At 62.2% G+C, this 24,092-nt stretch carries 22 protein-coding genes and 1 riboswitch; of the genes, 10 read left to right on the top strand and 12 right to left on the bottom strand.

The annotated features are described in order from the left end of the window. Nucleotides 1–4 precede the first annotated feature (4 nt). Genes MA04_RS03250 through MA04_RS03235 form a run of 4 tightly spaced genes read right to left on the bottom strand, consistent with a single transcriptional unit; the run spans nucleotide 5 to nucleotide 2,254 of the window. Complete coding sequence (locus MA04_RS03250; protein WP_163122375.1) at nucleotides 5–616, bottom strand: TPM domain-containing protein; 612 nt, start codon at nucleotides 614–616, stop codon at nucleotides 5–7. Next, the gene (locus MA04_RS03245) at nucleotides 616–1,350 is read right to left on the bottom strand and encodes a TPM domain-containing protein (protein WP_163122372.1); all 735 of its coding nucleotides are present in this window, start codon (nucleotides 1,348–1,350) and stop codon (nucleotides 616–618) included. Before MA04_RS03245 ends, MA04_RS03250 begins: the two co-directional genes overlap by 1 nt. After that, complete coding sequence (locus MA04_RS03240; protein ID WP_163122368.1) at nucleotides 1,350–1,940, bottom strand: LemA family protein; 591 nt, start codon at nucleotides 1,938–1,940, stop codon at nucleotides 1,350–1,352. Before MA04_RS03240 ends, MA04_RS03245 begins: the two co-directional genes overlap by 1 nt. Beyond that, nucleotides 1,937–2,254, bottom strand: a complete 318-nt coding sequence (locus MA04_RS03235) for a GIY-YIG nuclease family protein (protein ID WP_163122365.1) — start codon at nucleotides 2,252–2,254, stop codon at nucleotides 1,937–1,939. The genes MA04_RS03240 and MA04_RS03235 overlap by 4 nt, the downstream gene beginning before the upstream one ends. Nucleotides 2,255–2,355: 101 nt before the next feature. Here MA04_RS03235 and MA04_RS03230 point away from each other — a divergent pair, with 101 nt between their 5' ends. From MA04_RS03230 to uca, 9 genes are all read left to right on the top strand, one after another. Next, nucleotides 2,356–2,823, top strand: a complete 468-nt coding sequence (locus MA04_RS03230) for a hypothetical protein (protein ID WP_262459417.1) — start codon at nucleotides 2,356–2,358, stop codon at nucleotides 2,821–2,823. A 107-nt stretch (nucleotides 2,824–2,930) separates the two neighbouring features. Next, nucleotides 2,931–3,281, top strand: coding sequence for a hypothetical protein (locus tag MA04_RS03225; protein ID WP_163122359.1), 351 nt, complete (start codon nucleotides 2,931–2,933; stop codon nucleotides 3,279–3,281). After that, a complete protein-coding gene (locus MA04_RS03220) occupies nucleotides 3,278–4,048 on the top strand; it encodes a dienelactone hydrolase family protein (RefSeq protein ID WP_262459416.1) in 771 nt (256 codons plus the stop codon). The genes MA04_RS03225 and MA04_RS03220 overlap by 4 nt, the downstream gene beginning before the upstream one ends. A gap of 197 nt (nucleotides 4,049–4,245) precedes the next feature. Beyond that, nucleotides 4,246–4,345, top strand: a riboswitch (guanidine-I (ykkC/yxkD leader). Nucleotides 4,346–4,399: 54 nt separating this feature from the next. Beyond that, nucleotides 4,400–5,446 (top strand): putative urea ABC transporter substrate-binding protein, encoded by a 1,047-nt coding sequence (locus MA04_RS03215; RefSeq protein WP_262459415.1) that lies wholly within the window; start codon nucleotides 4,400–4,402, stop codon nucleotides 5,444–5,446. Nucleotides 5,447–5,485: 39 nt separating this feature from the next. Further along, nucleotides 5,486–6,301 (top strand): ABC transporter permease, encoded by an 816-nt coding sequence (locus tag MA04_RS03210; protein ID WP_022995320.1) that lies wholly within the window; start codon nucleotides 5,486–5,488, stop codon nucleotides 6,299–6,301. A 19-nt stretch (nucleotides 6,302–6,320) separates the two neighbouring features. Then, nucleotides 6,321–7,103 carry an ABC transporter ATP-binding protein gene (locus tag MA04_RS03205; protein WP_262459414.1) on the top strand — a complete coding sequence of 261 codons (783 nt, stop codon included), beginning with the start codon at nucleotides 6,321–6,323 and terminating at the stop codon, nucleotides 7,101–7,103. Between the two features lie 38 nt (nucleotides 7,104–7,141). After that, on the top strand, nucleotides 7,142–7,858 hold the full coding sequence (locus tag MA04_RS03200) for an urea amidolyase associated protein UAAP1 (protein WP_163122331.1): 717 nt from the start codon (nucleotides 7,142–7,144) through the stop codon (nucleotides 7,856–7,858). A gap of 9 nt (nucleotides 7,859–7,867) precedes the next feature. Continuing rightward, a complete protein-coding gene (locus MA04_RS03195; protein ID WP_262459413.1) occupies nucleotides 7,868–8,506 on the top strand; it encodes an urea amidolyase associated protein UAAP2 in 639 nt (212 codons plus the stop codon). 85 nt (nucleotides 8,507–8,591) lie between these two features. Then, a complete protein-coding gene (gene uca, locus MA04_RS03190; RefSeq protein WP_262459412.1) occupies nucleotides 8,592–12,182 on the top strand; it encodes an urea carboxylase in 3,591 nt (1,196 codons plus the stop codon). Between the two features lie 239 nt (nucleotides 12,183–12,421). On the opposite strand, the gene MA04_RS03185 is transcribed toward uca, so the two are convergent. After that, nucleotides 12,422–13,198 carry an SDR family NAD(P)-dependent oxidoreductase gene (locus MA04_RS03185; protein WP_163122322.1) on the bottom strand — a complete coding sequence of 259 codons (777 nt, stop codon included), beginning with the start codon at nucleotides 13,196–13,198 and terminating at the stop codon, nucleotides 12,422–12,424. Between the two features lie 76 nt (nucleotides 13,199–13,274). Then, nucleotides 13,275–15,074: a flavin-containing monooxygenase gene (locus MA04_RS03180; protein ID WP_262459411.1), complete on the bottom strand. Its 1,800-nt coding sequence runs from the start codon at nucleotides 15,072–15,074 to the stop codon at nucleotides 13,275–13,277. A 361-nt stretch (nucleotides 15,075–15,435) separates the two neighbouring features. Between MA04_RS03180 and MA04_RS03175 the strand changes: the two genes are divergently transcribed. Then, complete coding sequence (locus tag MA04_RS03175; RefSeq protein WP_262459410.1) at nucleotides 15,436–17,391, top strand: sigma-54-dependent Fis family transcriptional regulator; 1,956 nt, start codon at nucleotides 15,436–15,438, stop codon at nucleotides 17,389–17,391. Between the two features lie 268 nt (nucleotides 17,392–17,659). Here MA04_RS03175 and MA04_RS03170 read toward each other — a convergent pair whose 3' ends face one another. From MA04_RS03170 to MA04_RS03145, 6 genes are all read right to left on the bottom strand, one after another. Next, nucleotides 17,660–18,904 (bottom strand): phenylacetate--CoA ligase family protein, encoded by a 1,245-nt coding sequence (locus tag MA04_RS03170; RefSeq protein ID WP_262459409.1) that lies wholly within the window; start codon nucleotides 18,902–18,904, stop codon nucleotides 17,660–17,662. 69 nt (nucleotides 18,905–18,973) lie between these two features. Continuing rightward, complete coding sequence (locus tag MA04_RS03165) at nucleotides 18,974–19,810, bottom strand: ABC transporter ATP-binding protein (protein WP_163122310.1); 837 nt, start codon at nucleotides 19,808–19,810, stop codon at nucleotides 18,974–18,976. 75 nt (nucleotides 19,811–19,885) lie between these two features. Then, nucleotides 19,886–21,214 carry an ABC transporter substrate-binding protein gene (locus MA04_RS03160; protein WP_262459408.1) on the bottom strand — a complete coding sequence of 443 codons (1,329 nt, stop codon included), beginning with the start codon at nucleotides 21,212–21,214 and terminating at the stop codon, nucleotides 19,886–19,888. A gap of 103 nt (nucleotides 21,215–21,317) precedes the next feature. Continuing rightward, nucleotides 21,318–22,376 carry a branched-chain amino acid ABC transporter permease gene (locus MA04_RS03155; protein WP_163122304.1) on the bottom strand — a complete coding sequence of 353 codons (1,059 nt, stop codon included), beginning with the start codon at nucleotides 22,374–22,376 and terminating at the stop codon, nucleotides 21,318–21,320. Between the two features lie 4 nt (nucleotides 22,377–22,380). Continuing rightward, nucleotides 22,381–23,265: a branched-chain amino acid ABC transporter permease gene (locus tag MA04_RS03150; protein ID WP_163122301.1), complete on the bottom strand. Its 885-nt coding sequence runs from the start codon at nucleotides 23,263–23,265 to the stop codon at nucleotides 22,381–22,383. A 2-nt stretch (nucleotides 23,266–23,267) separates the two neighbouring features. Beyond that, a complete protein-coding gene (locus MA04_RS03145) occupies nucleotides 23,268–24,089 on the bottom strand; it encodes an ABC transporter ATP-binding protein (RefSeq protein ID WP_262459407.1) in 822 nt (273 codons plus the stop codon). Nucleotides 24,090–24,092: the final 3 nt, after the last annotated feature.

The following is a 24,092-nucleotide window of genomic DNA, read 5'->3' as shown; positions in this document are numbered from 1 at the left end:
CTTATTACAGCACGATCAAATGATTGGGCAGTTCATTCTTCTGCTCGGTGGCCGGCACGTGGGTGATCAACTCATCGCCGCAGCTCGCCACGCATTCCAGGAAGCCGTTCAAGGTGTCCCTGGCCTTCACGTGGGTGGTGAAGGTATCGACGATGGACTGCCAGCGTTCATTGGGCACATGGCGGGCGATGCCGTGGTCGGCCAGGATTTCCACGTAGTGCTCCGCTTCGCAGACGAAGATCAATACGCCGGTGCCGCCCCGGGTATGATGCAGCCCCTGGTCCAGAAACACCCGCCGGGCCAGGTCCGCGGCGCGGCGCTGTTTCACCGAGGCGGGCACCAGCCGCATCATCAACGGTGGCCAGCGGAACACCAGAGCCAGCACCACCAGGGTGGTCCACTGGGCCAGCAGCACTTCCAGCGGTGCCAGCCAGACCGGCGTGAAAGCGAGAATCAGCGGCACCAGCAGGGACAAAAGCGCCGCCCACATCATCGGGATATAGCGATAGTTGTCCGCCTGCCGGGCCAGCACCGTCACCAGCTCGGCGTCCGTGTCTTTTTCCACCGCGGCAATGGCGCGGGATACCCGGTTTTGGTTCTCTTCATTCAATAACATCACCAGCCTCCCGAGGCGCCACCGCCCCCAAAGCCACCGCCTCCACCACCGAAGCCGCCGCCGCCAAAACCACCACCACCGCCGCCGCCAAAGCCGCCCATTCCGCCAATGGCGATCGGTGCCAGCAGACCTCGCCCACGACGGCCACCGCCGCGTCCGCCGCCGCCGAAGGTCAGCAGCATGGTCAACACCACCAATACGATCAGATAGATCAATGCCTGGAGGTTGCTGCCCTTATTGGCTTTCCTGGCCGGTGCGGTGTATTCGCCGTCGATGGCGGCAAGAATGGCCGCGGCCCCCTGTTCGATCCCGGTGAAGTAGTCCCCTTGACGGAACGCGGGCTGGATTTCGTTCTGAATAATAGCGTGGGACAACGCATCGGTGAGCACACCTTCAAGGCCGTAGCCCACCTCGATGCGAATCTTGCGCTCTTTGGGAGCGATGATCAGCAAGGCGCCGTTGTCATGTTCGGCCTGACCGATCCCCCAGGCCCGCCCCAATTGATAACCGTAATCCTCGATGGCGTAGCCCTGCAGATCCGGCAGGGTCACCACGACGACCTGGTTGGAGGTGCGGCTCTCGGCCTCGGCCAGGCGCTGTTCCAGTGCCTGTGCCTGTTGCGAAGAAAGCAGGCCGGCATTATCCACTACGCGGCCGGTCAGAGCGGGGAATTCCGGCGCCGCCCAGGCCGAGGGCAGCACCAGCATCAGCAGAGTACAGAGCAGTAGTCGCATCAGTTGAAGTTAACCTGGGGCGCTTGTTCCGCCCCTTCCGTGGTGGCTTCGAAGGAAGGCCGTATTTCCATCTCACTGTACAGCATGCTGTGCCAGATACGACCCGGGAAGGTGCGAATCTCGGTATTGTATTGCTGCACCGCGGTGATGTAGTCCCGGCGCGCCACGGCGATGCGGTTCTCGGTGCCTTCCAACTGCGATTGCAAGGCCAGGAAATTCTGGTTGGCCTTGAGATCCGGGTAGCGCTCCACCACCACCATCAGGCGCTGCAAAGCGGAGCCGAGTTGCTGCTGCGCCGCCTCGAACTGCTGCAGCTTCTGCGGGTCGTTGATGAGACTTTCATCGGCCTGAATGGAACCGACCTTGGCGCGGGCTTCGGTGACCTCCACCAGCACATCCCGCTCGTGTTCCATGTAACCCCGAACCGTGCTGACCAGGTTGGGCACCAGATCCGCGCGCCGCTGGTACTGGTTTTCCACCTGTCCCCAGGCGGCCTTCACCTGCTCATCATAGGTGGGAATGTTATTGATGCCGCAGCCGGTGACGCCGAACAGAATCGACAGCAACAGGACAAAACGCCAATGTTTCATTGCGGGGTCTCCCTATCCAAACCGAGGACGTCCAGCACTTCCTGAACATCGTTTGTATTGCTTTGCCCGATGGCCAGCAACCGCTCCTTGACGGTGCGCGGCTGCGCCTTGATGCGGGCTTCGAGCCGGCAGGCGCTGGCGCGATCCGCCACCGCCGCCCGCCAAACCAGGGTCACCGGCCGTCGTGCCCGAGTATAACGGGCACCACGGGGACCTTCATTGTGTTCCCGGTGACGGCGCTCCACATCGGTGGTGACGCCGGTATACAGTGAACCGTCCACGCAGCGCAGTATATAAACCCACCACTGTTGCATGGTTTTACATCTCCCGCGTCGACAGTTGCTATCATCAAAACATACCCAGATCCGCCAGCGAAGGCGGCGACACTACAATACAAGGATTTCCGGAGACACGCATGATTACTTACCTCTATTGGGTACTGGTTGCGATCCTGATTTTTCTCAGTCTGTTCCTGGTCGGTGCCCGCATGGGCAAGTGGAAACCGGCGGTGATCCTGGCGGTGCTGGTGTGGCTGGCGGGTACCGTGTTGTATTACTTCTGGCTTGAGCAGATCTTCGTCAAACGGCTGGGCGGCACCATGACGCTGAGCGTGCCGGCGGGGCAACAGCACATCGCCGCCACCTGGAAGGGCGATAATCTGTGGATCGAAAACTACGACCCGGAAACCAACCGCTGTATTTTCCGCGAATACTCCCGTGGCAATCTGCTGGAGGGCCAGGTGGTGATAGAAAACTGTCACCCTCTGCGTGCCGGTGGTGGTGGTGGTGGTGGTGGTGGTGGTGGTGGTGCCAACCATAGCGCCGACAACAGTGGCAGCGAGGACACCACCACCATCCCCAAACGTCCGCGAACCGCGCTGTAACCTCCGCCAGCCCCGGGAAATGCGCCACCGGCGTCTCTCGCCAGTGGCCTTCCCGCCGCCGCGCTGCTATCGTTGAAGGTCGTCCACGTCGATGATTCGCCGTCCCCATGAAAGTGCGTACCACCAAGGAACAGCAGCGCGAGCGACTGCGCCGGGATATGGAGCGTTTTTTGTCCCGAGGCGGGAGTATCAAGCGCGTGCCGCCCGGCACCAGCGGCGAGCCCCCGCAAGGTGCCCGGCCGTTATCCCCGTTCAGCCACACGCCCAGGCCCCAGCGCACTGATCTGTCACGGCTGGCCGCCACCATCGACGCCCGCAAGCATAAGCCCAAGGCCCGCCGCGCCAGATCCACCACGCCGCGCCGCCGGCTGATCTATGACGACTTCGGCGAGCCATTACGCTGGGTCTGGGAAGACGCCACCACCGCCCCCGACACTCCGGACAAGGAGAACTCATGAACCGCCTGATCGCGCTGAGCCTGCTGCTGCTCGGTTCCCTGGCCCAGGCCGACATCATTGAACAGAAAGTGAACCTCCCCGGTGGCGTCGGCACCGGCGTACTGTACATGGACGAGGATCAAGAGCGGCTCACCGCCGGGGTCATCGTGGTCCACGAATGGTGGGGTCTGAATAACTACATCCGTAACCGGAGCCGGCAACTGGCCGCGGAAGGCTACGTGGCGCTGGCCGTGGACATGTACAACGACAAAGTGGCGCAGCATCCCAAGGACGCCAAGACGTTCATGGAGCAGGCTCTGGCCGATCCGGAAAAGATGGCCGCCCGCTTCAACGCCGCCAAGACGCTGCTGCGCAAGATGCAGTATGTGGATGACAAGCGGGTTTATGCGGTGGGCTATTGTTTCGGCGGCGGCGTGGTGCTGGAGCAGGCCCGCGCCGGCAACGATCTGGCCGGCGTGGCCAGCTTCCACGGTACCCTGGCGACGCAAAATCCGGCGGGGCCCGGCGACATCAAGGCACGCATTCTGGTGGCCACCGGCCAGGCCGATCCCATGGTGCCGCCGGAGCAGGTCTCGGCACTGGTTGAGGAATTGAACAACGCCGGCGCGGAGTATCAGTTGCTCAGCTTCCCCGACGCCAAGCATGGCTTCACCAACCCCGAGGCGGATCAGTTTGGTCAACGTTTCGACATGCCCCTGGCCTACGACGCCGAGGCCGACCGGGAGAGCTGGCGGGCACTGACGGAGTTTCTCGACAGCACTCCCTGAAGCCCCTGGACGCACCACCTTTGGGCATGGCGCACCAAACTGGCGCCATGCCCGCCCCATCCGCAAGCCCTCCGCCCCGTTTTTTCTCCCCCGATCCCCCGCAATCCCTGGCCTGCACCGATTTGGCACCGCTCTTGCTGGTATACCAGCCTGAGGAATCGAATGGCCGGTGGCCATCCACACTCGACAATTTGCTTCCAATAGACCGCTAGGGTTCCGATCGGCGCCGCCGATGCCTGGTCCGAGAGCAGTCGACCTTCGCTGAAGGTTACACGGCGGGACAAAAGCCCGGGAGGACACGATGACAGCTGTCATTGGATTCCTCTTCGTCCGTAACCCAGGAGGTCCGACATGACCCGTTTGCTCACCACCGTCTGCACCACCGCCCTGCTCGCCCTGACGCTCGCCGCCCCTGTCCAGGCCCAGGCCCGGGACAGCTTCAAGGTCTGCTGGTCCATCTATGTGGGCTGGCTGCCCTGGGACTACGGCGCCGCCGAAGGCATCGTCGACAAATGGGCGGACAAGTACGACATCGACATCGAAGTAGTGCAGATCAACGACTACATCGAGTCCATCAATCAGTACACCGCCGGCCAGTTCGACGGCTGCACCATGACCAACATGGACGCCCTGACCATTCCCGCCGCCGGTGGCGTCGACAGCACCGCGCTGATCGTCGGTGACTTCTCCAACGGCAACGACGGCATCGTGCTCAAGGACGCCGACAACCTCGAGGCCATCAAGGGCCGCCGCGTCAATCTGGTGGAACTGTCCGTGTCCCACTACCTGCTGGCCCGGGCGCTGGACAGCGTGGGACTCAGCGAGCGCGACATCACCGTGGTCAATACCGCCGACGCCGATCTGGTGTCCGCCTTCAATACCTCCGACGTAACCGCCCTGGCCACCTGGAACCCGCTGCTGGGCACGATTAAAGAATCCCCGGAAGCCAATCTGGTGTTCGACTCCTCCAGCATCCCCGGCGAGATCATCGACCTGATGGTGGTGAACACCGACACCCTGAAAGCCAATCCAGCCCTGGGCAAAGCGCTCACCGGCGCCTGGTACGAAATCATGGGCCACCTGGACGACAGCGGCTTCCGTCAGCACCTGGCCAACGTCGCCGCCACCGACCTGGACGGCCTGCGGATGCAGCTCGACGCCACCCGCCTGTTCGACCAGGCCGAAGAAGCGGTGGCGTTCACCAACAGCCCGGCGCTGAAGGACACCATGCAGAAAGTGGCGGAATTCTCCTTCGATCACGGTCTGCTCGGCGAAGGCGCCCCGGATGCCGGCTTCGTTGGCGTGGCAACCCCCGCCGGCGTCTACGGCAACAGCGGCAATATCAAACTGCGCTTCGACCCGACCTACATGACGATGGCCGCCGAGGGTGAGCTGTAACCGGCCCTTCGTGCCTTGTCACCGCCCACAGGAGTCGCCATGAAGAAGTTGATCAACCGGCAACCCGGACGGGTCGCCACCTGGGCACTGGGGCTGCTGCCCTTCGCGCTGCTGCTGGTGGTGTACCTGCTGGCTTCCGATGCCCGCCTGGAAGCCAACCCCAACGACAAGCTGCTGCCGGCGTTCAGCGCCATGGGCGATGCCATCCAGCGCATGGCGTTCGAACCGAGCAAACGCAGCGGCGAGTATCTGTTGTGGGCGGATACCCTGGCCAGCCTCACCCGCCTGGCCATTGGCGTCGGCATCAGCGCCTTGATGGGACTGGTCTTCGGCATTGTCACCGGCACCCTGCCCTATGCCCGCGCCGGTCTGTCCCCGCTGATCACCGGGTTGTCGCTGGTGCCCCCCATGGCGATCCTGCCGATCCTGTTCATTCTGTTCGGGCTCGGCGAACTGGCCAAGGTGATGCTGATCATCATCGGCATCACGCCGTTCCTGATCCGCGACTTGCAGCAAAGGGCCCGGGAGATCCCCGCCGAGCAGGTGATCAAGATGCAAACGCTCGGCGCCAACACCTGGCAGATCATCCTGCGCCTGGTGTGGCCGCAAATCATGCCGCGCCTGATCAGCGCCGTGCGGCTGTCATTGGGCTCCGCCTGGCTGTTCCTGATCGCCGCCGAAGCCATCGCCGCCACCGAGGGGTTGGGCTATCGCATCTTCCTGGTGCGCCGCTACCTGTCCATGGACGTGATCCTGCCCTACGTGCTCTGGATCACCTTGCTGGCGTTCGCCATCGACTTCCTGCTGGCCCGCTATTCCCGCTGGCGTTACCCCTGGTTCCACGGCAGCCACTGAGCAAAGCGAGGAGAAGCCCATGGCTATCATCGAAATGAACAATCTGTGGAAGGAATACGGCGACCAGGTGGTGCTGGAACGCCTCAACGCCGAGGTGCAGGAAGGGGAATTCGTCACCCTGGTCGGCGCCTCCGGGTGCGGCAAGACCACCTTTCTGAAAATGCTGCTCGGTACCGAATCGCCTACCCGGGGCGAACTGCTGCTGGACGGCGCGCCGATCCCGGATCAGCCCGACGAGACCCGCGGCATCGTGTTCCAACGCTACTCGGTGCTGCCGCATCTGAGCGCGCTGGAAAACGTCATGCTGGCCGACGAGCTGCACCGCCACAAACTCATCGGCCGCGCCTTCGGCGGCAAACGCAAAGCCTTGAAGGACGCCGCCATGGCAATGCTGGAATCCGTGGGGCTGACCCAGGCCGCCGGCAAATTTCCCCACGAGCTGTCCGGTGGCATGCAGCAACGCCTGGCCATCGCCCAGGCATTGATGAAACGGCCGCGCATTTTGCTGCTGGACGAACCCTTCGGCGCGCTCGATCCCGGCATCCGCCGCGACATGCACCACCTGGTGCTGGATCTGTGGCGGGAACAAGGGCTGACCATCTTCATGGTCACCCACGATCTCGCCGAAGGCTTCTATCTCGGCACCCGGCTGTGGGTATTCGACAAGACCCGCCTGGACCCGCAAGCCCCCGGCGCCTACGGCGCGCGCATCACCTACGACCTGCCAGTGGGGGATTGCGACAAAGGCACGCTCACCGCCATTCAGGAGCAGGCGGACGCCACCGCCCGCACCATGGCCTAGTGCCTGTTCATGATTTGGAAACGTACAAGGAGACCTTCATGACCGAACTGCTGTACGACTACACCATGCCCGGTGGCGCCCATTGGTCGTTTCGCCTGCGTCGCGGCACCGCTCTGCGTCTTACCGATCTGGAAGGCGGCGCCAACGTCGGCATGCTGTTCTACAACCCGGAAGAAAAACTGGAGCGTTACAACGCCCCGGACACCCTCAAGGGTCAGCACACCTTCAAACTGACCCGGGGCAATTGTCTCTACTCCGACATGGGCCGGGTGTTCGCCTCCATCGTCGACGACAGCTTCGGCTGGCACGACACCGTCTGCGGCAACCTGGACGATGCCCGCCTGCTGGAGAAATACGGTGAGCACAATTACCAGCAATACCGCAACGACTGGACCCTGAGCGGCCACGCCAGTTTCCTCACCGAGTTGGCTAAATACGGCCTGGGAGAGCGAGACCTGGCCGCCAATCTCAATCTGTTCAGCAAGGTGGTCACCGACGATAACGGACAGCTGCGTTTCGACGCCGGCGCCGCCCGCGCCGGGGCACAAATTACCCTGCGTTTCGAGATGGACACGCTGGTGGTGATGCACACCTGCCCGCACCCGCTCAATCCCGCCAGCGACTATCCGCGCAAACCGGTGCGGGTGGAAATGCTCACCGCCGCGCCGGTGGCAAAGGACGACTACTGTCTGAATTTTCGTCCGGAAAACGCCCGTGCTTTCGAAAATAACCGCCTCTATCACCTGGGCCTTTAGGAGACCATCATGATTCGGGAAAGTCAGCTGAAGCCCACCGATGCTCATTTCCGCGACACCGTCCCCGCCGGCGATTACTTTCTTAAAGTGCTGAAGGAAGGCGAGACCCTGCGCATCCTCGATCTGGAAGGCAACCAGGCGGCGGACACGCTGTTTTTCAATGCCAAGGACACCGCCGAGCGCTACAGCGCCATGGACACCATCCGCGAACAAGGCAACGTCTTCCTCACCGCCGGCACCGTGCTGCGCTCCAACCGCAACCGGCCGATGCTGGAAATCACCGCCGACACCTGCGGCCGCCACGATACCCTCGGCGGCGCCTGCGCCACGGAAAGCAACACGGTGCGTTACGCGCTGGAAAAGCGCTGCATGCACGCCTGCCGGGACAGCTGGATGCGGGCCGTTAACGAGCATGAGGAATACGGGCTGAGCAAGCGCGACATCACCCACAACATCAATTTCTTCATGAACGTGCCGGTGACCGCCGAAGGCGGCCTTACCTTCGCCGACGGTATTTCCGCACCGGGCAAGTACGTGGAAATGAAAGCGCTGATGGACATCACCGTGCTGATCTCCAACTGCCCGCAACTCAATAACCCGTGCAATGGCTACAACCCCACGCCCATCGAAGTGCTGATCTGGCACTGACGATCAGAATCGAAGGCGCCGGGGACGACCCCGGAAGCCGGACGCTTACGGCGGGACGACCCGCCATCGCCGCAGAGCCAACATCATGTTCAAGAAGGTACTGATCGCCAACCGTGGCGCCATCGCCACTCGAATCATCCGTACCCTGAAAACCCTGGGCATCACCAGCGTCGCGGTCTACGCCGACGCGGACGCCGATTCCCGTCACGTGAGCCTGGCCGACGAGGCCTATTGCCTGGGCGACGGCAGCGCCGCCAGCACCTACCTGGACCAGGACAAATTACTGGTGCTGATGGCCGAGCATCAGGTCGACGCGGTGCATCCCGGCTATGGTTTTCTCAGCGAGAACCCGGATTTCGTCGAGCGTTGCGAAGCCCAAGGCATCGCCTTTATCGGCCCCACCCCCCAACAGATGCGGGACTTCGGCCTCAAACACACCGCCCGCCAACTGGCGGAAGACAATCAGGTACCGCTGCTGCCGGGTACCGGTCTGCTGACCGATCTGGAACAAGCTCTGGCCGCCGCCAACGACATCGGCTATCCGGTGATGTTGAAGAGCACCGCCGGCGGCGGTGGTATCGGCATACAGATTTGCCTCAATGACGAATCGCTGCGCAAAGCCTGGGATACGGTGCGCCGGCTCAGCGCCAACAACTTTTCCAACGACGGCGTGTTCCTGGAGAAATACATCGAGCGCGCCCGCCACATCGAAGTGCAGGTGTTCGGCGATGGAAAAGGCCAGGCGGTGACGCTCGGCGAGCGTGACTGCTCCGCCCAGCGCCGCCATCAAAAAGTGGTGGAGGAAACGCCGGCGCCCAATCTTCCCGAAGAGGTTCGGCGCACTTTGCACGACACCGCACGGCGTCTGATGGCGGCGGTGCAGTACCGCAACGCCGGGACCGTGGAATTCATTCTCGACCAGGATACCAACCGCTTTTACTTCCTGGAGGTGAACACTCGCCTGCAGGTGGAGCACGGCGTCACCGAGCAGGTTTACGGCGCCGACCTGGTGTCCTGGATGGTGCGGCTGGCCGCCGGCGAACTACCGCCGCTGGAACACCTGGCCAGCGATCTCACGCCGCACGGTCATTCGATCCAGGTGCGTCTCTATGCCGAGGATCCGAACAAGGATTTCCAACCCAGCGCCGGTCTGCTGACCACCGTGCGTTTTCCTGAAGCGGACGGCCAACGGCTGCGGCTGGACCATTGGATCGAAGCGGGACTGACCGTATCCCCGCTGTACGACCCGATGCTGGCCAAGGTCATCGTTCACGAGGATGATCGCGAGCGCGCTCTGGCTGCCCTGGAGCAAGCGCTCGGCGACACTCTGGTGGAAGGCATCGAAACCAACCGCGAGTATGTGCTGGCGATCCTCGCCGACCCGGCGTTTCGGCAAGGCCGCATGACCACTCGCTATCTGAACGACTTCCGCTACCAACCCGATACCCTGGATGTCCTTGCCGGCGGTACCCTGACCACCGTCCAGGATTATCCCGGGCGCGGCGGCTACTGGCCGGTGGGCGTGCCGCCGTCCGGCCCGTTCGACAGCCTCAGTTTCCGCCTCGGTAACCGGTTGCTGGGCAACGACGAGAATGCGGCCGGCCTGGAATGCACGCTCAATGGCCCGACCCTGCGCTTCAACCGCGACACCCGGATCGCGCTGACCGGCGCGGATATGGGCGCCACGCTCGACGGCGAGTCCGTGCCCCGCTACCAGGCGGTGACGGTGATCGCCGGCCAGACGCTGAAGCTGGGCAAGGTCAACGGCACCGGCGCCCGCGCTTACATAGCCGTGGACAGTGGCATTCAATGCGAAGCCTACCTGGGTTCACGCAGCACTTTTACGCTGGGTCAGTTTGGCGGTCACGGCGGCCGTGCTCTGCGTACCGGCGATGTGTTGCATCTAAGCCCGCACGGCGCGGTCCCGCAAGCCATCGAGGTGCCACCCGCGCTGATGCCGAAGCTGCGCGATACCTGGACACTGCGGGTCATCTACGGCCCCCATGGCGCACCGGACTTCTTCACCGACAACGACATCGCCACCTTCTTCAGCAGCGATTGGCAGGTGCATTACAACTCCAGCCGCACCGGCATACGCCTGGTGGGGCCGAAACCGGAATGGGCCCGCAGCGACGGCGGCGAAGCCGGCATGCACCCTTCCAACATCCACGATAACGCCTATGCGGTGGGTACCATTGATTTCACCGGCGATATGCCGGTGATTCTGGGCCCGGATGGTCCGTCGCTCGGTGGCTTTGTCTGTCCCGCCACGGTGATCAAAGCCGACCTGTGGAAACTGGGACAACTGAAAGCCGGGGATAAAGTCCGCTTTCAACCGGTCTCCCTGGAAGACGCCGACCGTCTGTGTGAAGAACAGGACCGCTGTCTGCAACACCTGAACGCACCCGAACTGGTAGTGAAGTCCGCCCCTGTGATCACCCCGGTACTGGACCGCCTGCCGGAGGAGGAAGCCGGTGTGGAGGTAGTCTACCGAGCCGCCGGTGACCGTTATGTGCTGGTGGAATACGGTCCACTGGAACTGGATTTGCGCCTGCGTTTCCGGGCTCACGCCCTGATGCTGTGGCTGGAGCAGCAGCGGATTGACGGCGTGCTGGAACTGACCCCCGGCATTCGTTCCCTGCAGATTCATTTCGATCCACGGCAGCTGCCGCGCAACACCTTGTTAACGCTATTGAAGGAAGCAGAACTGTCCTTGCAGCAACAGGATGATTTGCAAGTGCCGTCACGTATCGTTCATCTGCCACTGAGCTGGGACGACGAGGCCTGCCGGCTGGCGATCCAGAAATATATGCAATCGGTGCGCAAGGACGCGCCCTGGTGTCCGAGCAATATCGAATTCATCCGCCGCATCAATGGCCTCGACAGCATCGACGAGGTCAAACGGATTCTGTTCGAGGCCAGCTACGTGGTGATGGGGCTGGGCGATGTTTACCTGGGCGCCCCGGTGGCGACGCCTTACGATCCTCGTCACCGGCTGGTCACCACCAAATACAATCCGGCACGCACCTGGACCGCGGAAAACTCCGTCGGCATCGGCGGCTCTTATCTGTGCGTCTATGGCATGGAAGGCCCGGGGGGGTATCAGTTCGTCGGCCGTACCCTGCAAATGTGGAACCGCTATCGCACCACCGAGGCGTTCACCAAACCCTGGCTGTTACGGTTTTTCGATCAGATTCGTTTTTACGAAGTCAGCGCCGGGGAACTGCAACAAATCCGCCGGGACTTTCCCAAAGGCGACTACCCGCTGAAGGTGGAAGAGACCACGTTCAGCCTCAATGCTTATCAGGATTTTCTGCGGCGCAATGACGACAGCATCCGAGCCTTCACCGGGAAGCGGAACCGGGCCTTTGACGAGGAACTGCAACGCTGGGTGGAAAGCGGCCAGATTCATTTCGAGTCGCAACAGGATCTGGATGGCGACGACGGCGAAGGCCTGCCGGAAGGTACGCCGGTGGAATCTCCCACCGCCGGCAACATCTGGCAGCTCAACGTGGCCGAGGGCGACAATGTGGAAGCCGGCCAGGTGGTGGCAATCCTGGAATCCATGAAGATGGAGATCGAAGTCACCGCCCCGGAAGCCGGCCAGGTGCTGCATATAGCGCGCCAGGAAGGCCAGCAGATCAACGCCGGCCAGGCGATCATGGTGCTGGGCTAAAGCAGCCGGACCACGCAGCCGCTGTAAAAGCTTGCCTGCAAGCAAATACCCAACACCGGAAGGCCGGGATTCGCCAGCAGGCTGGCTCCCACAGTTTGGACTACGAAGCCGCTGTGGGAGCTTGCCTGCAAGCGAATCTCCCAACACCGGAGACCACATTCGCGTTGCTGGGCACCATAGAATCTCCGCCTACAGCGGCCTTGTAGCAATCTCTGGATTCAAAGCTTTCTCTGTCTGAACTAAAGCGTACACCCTCCGTCCACGGCGATAGCCTGGCCGGTGACGTGTTCGGCACAGGCCAGGTACACCGCCAGTTGCCCCATGTCTTCCGGGGTTTGCGCCACGCCCTGGGGCAGCAGGGTTTTCTGGTGACGGGCCCAGGATGCTTCCTCGCTCTCCCCTTCTTCCCGCCAGCGCCCGGCCAGGCCATCCTCGCCACGCCACATACCGGTGCCAACGATGCCCGGGCACAACGCGTTGACGGTGATGCCGTCCAGGGCCACTTCCTTGGCCACCGCGTTGGTGAAGCCGATCACCGCGAATTTGGACGCGGTGTAATGGGACAGATCCGGGAAGCCGATCTTGCCGGCGATGGAGGCCACGTTGATGATGCGCCCCCAGCGTCGCGGCCGCATCACCCGCACCGCGGCCTGGGTGCAGAGGAAAACCCCCTTGGCGTTCACCGCCATGATACGGTCGAAGTCCTCGGCAGTGAGTTCCTCGATGGACTGAATACTGATGATGCCGGCGTTATTGACGGCGATGTCCAGGCCGCCCAACTCCGCCTCCACCTTTTCCACCATGGCACGGACTGAATCCGGCTGCGCTACGTTGACGGAAATCGCCACGCTACGTCGCCCCGCGGCCTCCACCTTGGCGGCGGTTTCCTCGGCAATGGCCTGATCCAGATCCGCCACCGCCACGTCCGCGCCGGCACCGGCCAACGCCAGGGCAATCCCCTGTCCGATACCCCGGCCACCACCGGTGACCAGAGCGACTTTTCCTTTCAACTCCATGATCGCTGCTCCTGTTCAATGAATCCCGGGATTCAGCATAGGCGGGGCGGGCCCGCCCGCTGCTGACCCAGATCAATCAAGCCAGATGATGCACTTCCTGCTGGCCATACACCGGCGTGTCCAGGCCTTCCATCCGTGCTTTCAATTGCAGCGCCAGGAACTGCGAGTAGAACCGGGACTGGTGCAGATTGCCGCCATGGAACCAGAGCGCCTGCTGCCGGGTGGGCTTCCACATATTGCGCAATTCGCCTTCCCAGGGGCCCGGGTCCTTGGTGGTGTCCGAGCCCATGCCCCAACATTTACCCACCTTATCCGCCACTTCCTGGGAAATGATGCGCGCCGCCCAGCCGTTCATGGAGCCATACCCGGTGGCGTAGACGATCAGATCCGCCTGCAACTCGGAACCGTCGGTCAGCGTCACCGAATGCGCGTTGATACGCTCGATGCCGACACCACTTTTCAGCTTGATATCGCCGTTGGCCACCAGCTCGCAGGCGCCCACATCGATGTAATAGCCGGAGCCGCGGCGCAGGTATTTCATGAACAGACCGGAACCGTCATCGCCGAAGTCCAGCATGAAACCGGCATCGCGCAGACGGCGGTAGAAATCCACGTCCTTCTCCGCTACCTGTTCATAAACCGGAACGTGAAACTGCGGCATCACTTTGTAGGGAATGGAAGCGAAGGTCATGTCCGCCATTTCCGTGGTGATACCGTTATTCACCGCTTCTTCGGAGTACAGCGGCCCCAACACCAGATCCATCAGCGTTTCCGATTTGATCACGTGAGTGGAAGAGCGCTGCACCATGGTGACGTCGGCGCCGTGTTCCCACAGGGCCGCGCAAATGTCGTGGGCCGAATTATTGGCGCCCAGCACCACGCATTTTTTGCCGGCATAGGCTTCACCTCCGGGGTGCTTGCTGGAGTGATGCTGCTCGCCCTGGAAGTCTTCCATGCCCGGGATTTCCGGAATATTCGGCATGCCGGACATGCCAGTGGCCAGCACCAGCTGCTGCGGACGCAGCGTGACGCGCTCACCATCGCGATCCACGTCCACCACCCATTCACCGGCCTGCTCGTCATAGCGAGCACCGGTGCATTCAGTGGAACCCCAGTAATTGATCTCCATGATCCGGGTGTACATCTCCAGCCAGTCGCCGACCTTGTCCTTGGGCGAAAACACCGGCCAGTGATCGGGAAACGGCAGGTACGGCATGTGGTCGTACCAGACCGGATCGTGCAGACACAGGGATTTGTAGCGGTTGCGCCAGGAGTCGCCGGGGCGCGGGTTCTTTTCCACCACGATGGTGGGGACATTCAACTGCCGCAGACGCGCCGCCAGACCGATACCGCCCTGGCCGCCGCCAATGATCACGCAATAGGGCTGGCGGCTGTAACCCAGCTCCGCTTCCTCCTCGCGGCGTTCCTCCAGCCAGCTTTTACGGTTCTTGAACACGCCATGGCGGGCCCCCTTGGGCCGCAGGGCATTACGTTGCTCCGGATAATCCCGCAGTTCCTTTAGCGTGGTCAGCAGAGTCCAGGCCTTTCCCTCACGCAGACGCAGGTGGCCATGGCCTCGTCCCACCGCGGTCTGGAAAGTAATCCAGGCTTCCACCACGCCGTTTTCCTCCCGGGCGTCACCGGCCAGGTTCCAGCCGAAGGGTTTGGTGTTGGCGACGGTGGCGCCAATCATGTCGCGCAGAGCAGCGTGTCCCTCCACGGTTTTGATGTTCCAGGTGAAAGAGACCAGATCGCGCCAGTAACCGTTTTGCTCGAACAGTTCGGCGGCGGCGGTGGGGTCGTCACCGCTCAGGGTACGCTCCCATTCACGGAGCCAGTGTTCCACTTGATGGTTCGGCGTTTTTGCGTTGCTCATGATTTGCTCCTCGCATGCGTTGTTGTTGTTCGTGTTCCGCCACCGGCGTCGCGGTCGATGCGGACGCGGGGCAGATGCAGGGACAAGAGCAGGAGCCGTGCCAATCCCCCGACATGGCCGCCAATTCGCTTTTAGAGCTTTGATTCGGAAAAGAATTTTGATTGGAACCAGGTACAGGGCAACATCTTTTGGAGGGGCTTCATGGTCTTCTCAGGCGTAACGGCGTGCAACGCTTTACGTTACAGGTGTAACGTCCACGGGGTGTATTTAGTACTCAAGTCGGATGGAGCCGCCAGGGCCATGGGGCTAGTCTGAATTCCAGGCAAAAAACAGAACAACAATCCACCGCGGAGGCCCGGGCATGAGCAGCCTGCACGCGCAACAACGTCGCCATATCGACGACATTCTGCGATACGCGGACGGCGGCTATCGCCCCACCGTGTCCCCCGGCGACGCCATGATCGCCCGATCCTGGAAACGCTGTATCGAAGAGTACGGCCTGGATCCGGCGCGGCCTCGCCCGGCCCGTATCGTTACCCATCAGACCCTGCGGGAACATCAGGAAAGCGCCGACGAGTTTCTCAATGTGGCGCGGGCCGGCGTCGAGCAGCTGTATGGTCAGATCGCACGGCTCGGCTATGTGCTGCTGCTCACCGATCAGCGCGGCATTACCGTGCAATTCCTGGGTGACCGCCGGCACGACCAGCGGCTGCGCCAGGCGGGACTCTATCTCGGCGCCGACTGGAACGAACACCATGCCGGCACCTGCGCCGTGGGCACCTGCATCCGCGAAGTCGAGGCACTCACCTGCCATCGCCAGGATCACTTCGACGCCACCCACATCGGCCTGACCTGCACCTCGGCACCGATCACCGATCCCCAGGGACGCTTACTGGCGGTGCTGGACATTTCCGCCCTGGATTCCGCGCCGACCCGGGACAGCCAGAACTTCGCCCTGCATTTGATCCGCCTATACGCTCGCATGATCGAGGACGCTTACTTCCTGCGCCTTTACCGCCACCACACCGTGTTCCGTTGCGATACCTCGCGGGAGCTGGTGCAGGTCAACGGCCAGTATCTGTTCGCGCTCGACGGCGATGGCCGGGTCCTTGCCGCCAACGGCGTCGGCCGGCACCTGCTGGCCCGGGCTCGCACGGACGACGGCGATGTCGCCCTGCCGGAGCTGTTTGATTGTGATGCCCGGGATATCTGGTCCATCCCCTATGCCTGCGAGGACCAGGTGCGTGCCTTTCGGGTACAGGCCCTTGGCAGCACTCTGTTCGGCAGCCTGATCGAACCGCGCCGGCCGGCCCGGCCCGCCGCGCCGCAAGCGTTGATCCCGGAGGAGCCGGTACCGGAGCTGGACCGGCTGGCGGCCGACGATCCGGCCATGCGCCGCACCCTGAAGCTGGCCAAGCGTCTGCGGCAACGGGACGTGAGCCTGTTGATCCTGGGGGAAACCGGCACCGGCAAGGAGGTGCTGGCACGGGCCATTCACGACGCCGGGCCGCGCCGGCACAAACCGTTCGTAGCGGTGAACTGCGCCGCCATCCCCGAATCCCTGATCGAAAGCGAATTGTTCGGCTACAGCCCGGGCACCTTCACCGGCGCCCGCGCCAAGGGCATGCGCGGCCTGATCCAGCAAGCCCACGGCGGCACCTTGTTCCTGGACGAAATCGGCGACATGCCGTTGACGTTGCAGACCCGGCTGCTAAGGGTATTGGCGGAAGGGGAAGTGCTGCCGCTGGGCTCGGAACGGCCGGTGTCGGTGGACTGCCGGGTGATCGCCGCCACGCATCGGGATCCGGCCAGATTGATCGCCGACGGCGATTTTCGTGAGGATCTTTACTACCGGCTCAACGGCGCCACGCTGCGACTGCCGGCACTCAGAGAACGGGCGGACAAGCAACATGTGATCGTCTCGGTGATGAGCCAACTGGCCCGCGCCGTCGGGCAACCGAGGCTGCAGTTACGCGCGGACGCCATGAGCGCGTTGCTGGCCTGCCCCTGGCCCGGCAACATCCGCCAATTGGTGAACGCCCTGAATTTTGCCGAAGCCACCTGCGATGGCGAGCAAATCACGGTGAACGATCTGCCGGAAGAATGTCTGGCCCAGGTGATCGGCCCCGGCACCACATCAGTTATTGTGGATGATGCCGATGATGGTGACCCGCAACGCGCCGGCCTGCTGTCGATCCTGAAACGCCACCAATGGATGATCAGCGCGGTGGCCCGGGAATTGGGCGTATCCCGTCCCACCGTCTACCGTCGCATGCGCAAGCACGGGCTGACACCGCCGAATCAGCGAGACGGTTAGCCTGATGGTCCCCAAAATCAGGTTAATCAGGGTTCAGCGGGAAGTTTTTCCAGCAGGGGAGTGTCGCCGGTCAGAGTCTTTCAGGACACGCTACAAGTACATCCCTGTAAGCTCGGGTTTGGCCATCCCTGGCCAAACACGGTCCTGGAAGACTCTGACCGGCGACACTCTTCGAGCTCTGAAATACCCAGCTTCAGGGACGTATTCACGGCGGGTCATGGACACCTCGGGGGACAAGCAAGACCCGGCTACGAAGCACTAAAGCCTCTCAATCAAACTGCCGTTCGTCGGCGATCACCTTGCCGTCGTTGGGCAGGGAACCCGGCGCCACCAGCTCCACACCACCGCGCAGTTTGGTGACCACCTGCAGGGTTTCGGTGACTTTCTCGGCGAAGGCGCCATCGCTGCTCTCGCATTCCGCCGACAGCACCATGCGATCCTGCTCGTTTTCCCGCGTCACCACCAGACGGGCCCGCTGGATTTCCGGGTGCCGCTGCATCAGCTGGTTAATTTGCTCCGGCGCCACGAACATGCCCTTGATCTTGGTACGCTGATCAGCCCGGCCCATCCAGCCTTTGATACGTGGCGCGGTACGCCCGCACGGGCTGGCACCGGGCATAATCGCGGTCATATCACCGGTGGCGATGCGGATCATCGGGAAGCTGGCATTGCGCAGCACGGTCACCACCATCTCACCGACCTCGCCGTCCGGTAACGGGTCGCCACTACCCGGGCGCACCACTTCGATCAATACGTCCTCATCGGCGATAAGGCCTTCACGCGCCTCCGTTTCATAGGCCACCAGGCCCAACTCGGCGGTTCCGAAACTCTGCGACACCTTGACGCCCTGCGCTTCCACTTCCTGACGCAGGCTGCTGCTGAGCGGTTCGCCGCCCACCGAAGCCGCCACCAGAGAACTGGTGTCCTTGCCCAGTTCACGCCCCTTGTCCAGCAGCATTTTCAGAAACGACGGCGTGCCGCCGTAGTAGCTCGGACGCAGTTGCTGGATGGCATCGAGCTGAATCTCGGTGTTGCCGACGCCGGCGGGAAATACCGAACAGCCAATCGCCCGGGCACCGCTGTCCACCATCATGCCGGCGGGGGTGAGGTGATAAGAAAAGGTATTGTGCACCAAAGCGCCAGGGCGCATGCCCGACGCCCACATGGCGCGGCCAAAGCGCCAGAAATCCGTAATCGCCTCGCTGGCTTCGTAAATCGGTCCGGGCGACAGAAAAATCCGCGACAGCTCGCCCATCGGCGCCGCTTCCATGCCGCCCAATACCCCCTGTGCCTGGATCGTCGGGATATCGGACTTGCGTGTCAGCGGAATCCGGGCCAGGTCCGCCGGGCCTTGAATCGCCTCCGGGTCGATGTCGGCCAACACACCGGCCCAATAACGGGATTGCGCCTTGGCATGGGCCAGCGCCGCGCACAGCGCTTCCCATTGCCGTGCCGCCCGCTCGTCGGGTGAGCGGGTTTCACGGTCATCCAGATACGCGGAATGACTTGCCATTGTTGTTCCTCCTGAGGGCGGCCGGCGCGGGCCGCCAACAACGTCATTGAGTACCAGCCGGCGCGGGCGTCAGGACAGCCAGCGCTTGCGGCGGCGGTAATGCTTGGTATCGCGGAAGCTCTTGCGCCCTTCCCCGGATCCCACGCCAAGGTAGAATTCCTTGACGTCCGGGTTTTCGCGCAACTGGTCGGCATCGCCGTACATGACGATGCGGCCGTTTTCCAGAATGTAGCCGTAATCCGCGTGGCGCAGGGCCACGTTGGTATTCTGCTCAGCCACCAGGAAGGTCACGCCCTCCTCCTTACGCAGCGTGGAGACGATGTTGAAGATCTCCTCCACCAATTGCGGCGCCAGGCCCATGGACGGTTCGTCCAGCAGGATCATGCGCGGTTTCGCCATCATCGCCCGGCCCATGGCCAGCATTTGCTGCTCACCGCCGGAGGTATACCCAGCCACTGACCGACGGCGCTCTTTCAGACGGGGGAAATAGGTGTAAACCATCTCCATGTCGCGCTGCACCGCGGCGGCGCCGTCACGCCGGCCGTAGGCGCCGACCAGCAGGTTTTCTTCCACGCTCAGGTGTTCGAATACCCGGCGTCCTTCCATCACGTGCAGCACACCGCGACGCACGCGATCGGCGGCGCTCAGGGTGTCGATACGCTCGCCGTTGTAATGAATCGATCCACGGGTGATGTCACCGCGTTCCCCGGTCAGCAAACCGGAAATGGCTTTCAGGGTGGTGCTCTTACCGGCGCCGTTACCGCCCAGCAGGGCAACGATGGACCCCGGCCCCACATCCAGGGATACCCCTTTGAGCACCAGCACCACGTGGTTGTACACGACTTCGATGTTGTTAATGGAAAGCAGGGTCTGTTCGGCCTGTCGAGCCGTGGCTTGTTCCGCCATGTCGTTATTCCTCTGTTCGGTCAGCGGTGCCGGAGTGTCTACCACTCCGACACCGCGCCGTTAGTCACAGGACCATCAGTCGCAGGATTTGGGCGTGATGCCTTCCTGCTTGGCGTAGGCTTCCGCCGACGCTTTGTACATCGGGAACACCAGGTCCTTGTTCGGCTTGCGGAATTCGGTGACCTGTTCCCAGGCTTCGCCGTTCCACTGCTGGATCAGCGCCATGCCGGGGCCCTCATGGTCCAGACAGGTAATATGCACCGGTGGCATCAGGCCGCCCATGCCCAACTCCTTGGTCCGGGCCTCGGGGATGTCCAGGCTCTGCCACGCCTTCAGCGTTTCCTCGCGGGTGGAGGGCCGGCCTTTCTCTGACATTTCCTGAGCCTGGCGCCAGGCTTCAACGATATAACCGGCGTTGATCAGGCCCCGGTTATAGGCGATGGTGCCTTTGGCATCACCGGAACCGGCCGCCATGTCTTTGTCGTAGACGTGCTCTTTCAGTTCTTCGTAGATCGGATAGTCGGCGCCGGGACCGTGGAAGGTAACCGCCTTGTAGCCCTTGGCGTCTTCTCCCGCGGGTTTCACCGCATCGTCCTGGGCAGCGTAGATACCGCCAATCATGTGGCTGACATCAATGCCCATGGAAGAGGCGGTACGGATGGCGGTGGGGTTCATCACGCCCCAGCCGAACAGGGAAATCCAATCCGGCTTGATGCGGCGTACCTGAGTCCACACCGTGCGCTGCTCCACGCCCGGCGGAGAGATCGGCATTTCGTGCAGAGTGAAGCCGTACTTCTCAGCATAGTGGCGCAGCACGCCCAGCGGCTCCTTACCATAGGCGGAATCGTGATAGGCGTGGACAATATCCTTGCCTTTCAAGTTTTCCCAGCCGCCTTCCTGCTCGGCGATGTAGTCCATCACCACGGTGGTGCTGGACCAGTAGGTAGTGGGCACCATGAAGACGTTATCCAGCACCGGACCATAGGCGGCGTCAGCGCGGCCGTAGCCCATGGTGCTCATGGTGATGCCGTCCGCCCGGGTACGCGGAATCAGCGCGTAGGTGATCCCGGTGGACAACGGCGCCACCACGGTGGCGCCGCCGTGGCGGTCCTTGAGACGTTCATAACATTCCACGCCCCGGTCATTGGCATAACCGGTTTCGCACTCCTCAAGGCGGATTTTCACGCCGTTAATACCGCCGTCGCGCTGATTGATCAGCGTCACGTAATCCGCAAAGCCATCGGCGAAACCGATGCCGCTGGGCGCGAAGGGACCGGTGCGGTACACCAGACTGGGCAGGTACTGCTCTTTGGCCTGCTGAGCCTGCGCGGAGATCGCGCCGGTCAGGCCGATGCAGGCACTCAGCCCCATCAGCGCCGCTTTCTTCAACATTGTTGTTTTCATGATCGTCCTCCAAGGGGGCAAGCCCCCGACCCTTGATTGTTATTTCATTGTGCGCCCGACCGGGCGATTCTTCCTGTTACCCCCCTTTTCATCACCATCGTGATCAATAGGGGAACGGCCACAGCCGCAGTTTTTGTTTGGCGATGCTCCACAAACGGGCCATGCCATGGGGCTCCACGATCAGGAAGAAAATGATCAGAGAGCCGAAGATGAACACTTCAATATAGCTGATCATGGCGGTGCTCAATGGCAACCCCAGGGCGCTGGGAATGATATTGAGGAAAATCGGCACCAGCACCACGAAGGCGGCGCCAAGAAAGCAGCCCAGAATCGACCCCAGGCCGCCGATGATCACCATGAACAGCACATCAAAAGAGGTGTAGATATTGAACGCATCCGCCTCCAGTTGCCCCAGGTACAGGAAGGCCCAGAGCACCCCGGCGATGCCGATGAAGAACGAGCTCACCGCGAACGCCTTCAATTTGGTGGGCATGGGCCGAATACCGATGATCTCCGCCGCCACGTCCATATCGCGGATCGCCATCCATTTACGGCCGGTGGCACTGCGTACCAGATTCTTGGCCAGCAGTGCCATCACCACCAGGATGATCAGCGATAGATAGTAGCGGTCGGTAACGGTCTCGATGCTCCAGCCGAACATGTGGAAATCCGGTGCCGAGATCACCCCGGAGGCACTGTAGTTGTTGAACCAGGGACGTTGCAGCAGCCACACCAGGAAGAACTGCGCCGCCAGCGTCGTCACCGCCAGGTAGAACCCTTTGATGCGCAGTGCCGGCAGGCCGAACAGCACCCCGGCGCCGGAGGTGATCAACCCCGCCAGCACGAAGATCACCGGCATCGGCAATTCGGTACGGATCGCCAGGTTCCAGGCGGCGAACGCCCCCACCGCCATGAAGCCGCCGGTGCCCAGGGATATTTGCCCGCAATAGCCCACCAGGATGTTGAGCCCGATGGCCGCCAGTGAATAAATCAGAAACGGCAGCAGCAACGAGTTCATCACATAGTTGGACGCGGTGAACGGAACCACCAGGAACGCCACCAGCAATACCAGGATCAGAAAAATACGGTCCTGGCGCAGCGGCAGAATCGCCTGGTCGGCCTGATAGGTCTTTTTGAACTGTCCGGATTCGCGATAAATCATGCGGTCAGATCCTTTCGATAATTTTTTCGCCAAACAGGCCTTCCGGCCGCCATACCATGAACGCCATGGCAATGATGTACGCGAACCAGCTGTCGATGCCGCCGCCGATGATCGGTCCCAGATAGACCTCCGCCAGGGCTTCGCCGGCGCCGATGATGAGACCGGCGACGATGGCGCCCGGGATCGAGGTGAGCCCGCCCAGCAACAGCACCGGCAGCGCCTTGAACGCCACGTCCACCATCACGGGTTGCACCCCCAGGGCACCCCCCCAGACAATGCCGGCCACTACCGCCACCAGCCCGGCGATGGACCACACCACCACCCACACCGTGCTCAGCTTGATACCCACCGACTGCGCCGCCTGGTGATCATCCGCCACCGCCCTCAATACCCGCCCCATGCGGGTTTTTTGCGAGAAGAGCACCAGCCCCACCACCAACGTGGCGACGATGGCCGCGGTGATCAGGTCATAGCTCTGCAGCAGCATGTCACCGAGAAAGATCGGATCGGAGGGGATGCCCACGTCCAGCGTGCGTGAGCGGCTGCCCCAGAAAATCTCGGCGAAGCCGATCAGGGCGAAGAAGATACCGATGGTGGACATGAACAGGATGATCGGTTCCTGGTTCACCATCGGGCGCAACACCACCCTCTCGATGACCCAGGCCACGCCGACCATGATCACCAGGGTGAGCGGAATCGCCAACCAGTACGACAGGCCCCAGTCGTTGTGCATGCCGCCCATGAACATGGCCGCGAACAGCACCATCGCCGCCTGGGCGAAGTTAAAGATGCCGGAGGCCTTGAAAATCAGAACGAAGCCCAGCGCCACCAATGCGTACATCACCCCGGCCAGCAAGCCGCCGATGAGAACTTCCAGAAAAAACATCATGGCTATGCGCTCTCCTGTTCCTGAACACCCAGATAAGCCTCGATCACCTTGGGATCGTTGCTCACCTCCCTGGGCGTGCCCTCGCCGATCTTCTCACCGTGATCCAGCACCACGATGCGATCGGACAAGTCCATCACCACGCCGATATCGTGCTCGATCAGACAGATGGTGGTGCCGTATTCATCATTGACGTCGAGAATGAAACGGGCCATGTCCTGTTTTTCTTCCAGGTTCATGCCCGCCATGGGCTCGTCCAGCAGCAGCAGTTCCGGCTCCGCCGCCAGTGCCCGGCCCAGTTCCACCCGCTTTTGCAGGCCGTAGGGTAAGGTGCCCACCGGGGTCTTGCGCACATGCTGCAGATTGAGAAAGTCGATGATCTCCTCGCAGAAGCGCCGGTGTTCCAGCTCCTCGCGGCGGGCGCGGCCAAACCAGAAGGCGTTCTCCAGCAACGAGGCCTTGGTCTTCAGATGCCGGCCGGTCATGATGTTGTCCAGCGTCGACATGCCCTTGAACAACGCAATGTTCTGAAAGGTCCGGGCGATGCCCTGACTGGCGGTCACGTAGGGCCGCATATGCTTACGCGGCTGACCTTTGTAGGTCAGGGTCCCGGAAGTGGGATGATAAAAACCGTTGATGCAGTTGAGCATCGACGACTTGCCCGCTCCGTTGGGACCGATAATGGAAAAAATCTGCCCCTTGCGGATTTCAAAGCCCACGTCATGCAGGGCACGGACCCCGCCGAAACGCAGCTCCACATTTTCCACTTTGAGCAGTACTTCCGACGCCTGCTCGCGTGGCGTCAGATCGGAAACCGTTGCCACCATGGT

The sequence above is a fragment of the Alloalcanivorax balearicus MACL04 genome, assembly GCF_025532145.1.
GTDB lineage: Bacteria > Pseudomonadota > Gammaproteobacteria > Pseudomonadales > Alcanivoracaceae > Alloalcanivorax > Alloalcanivorax balearicus.
This window is presented reverse-complemented; position numbering and strand designations above follow the sequence as displayed.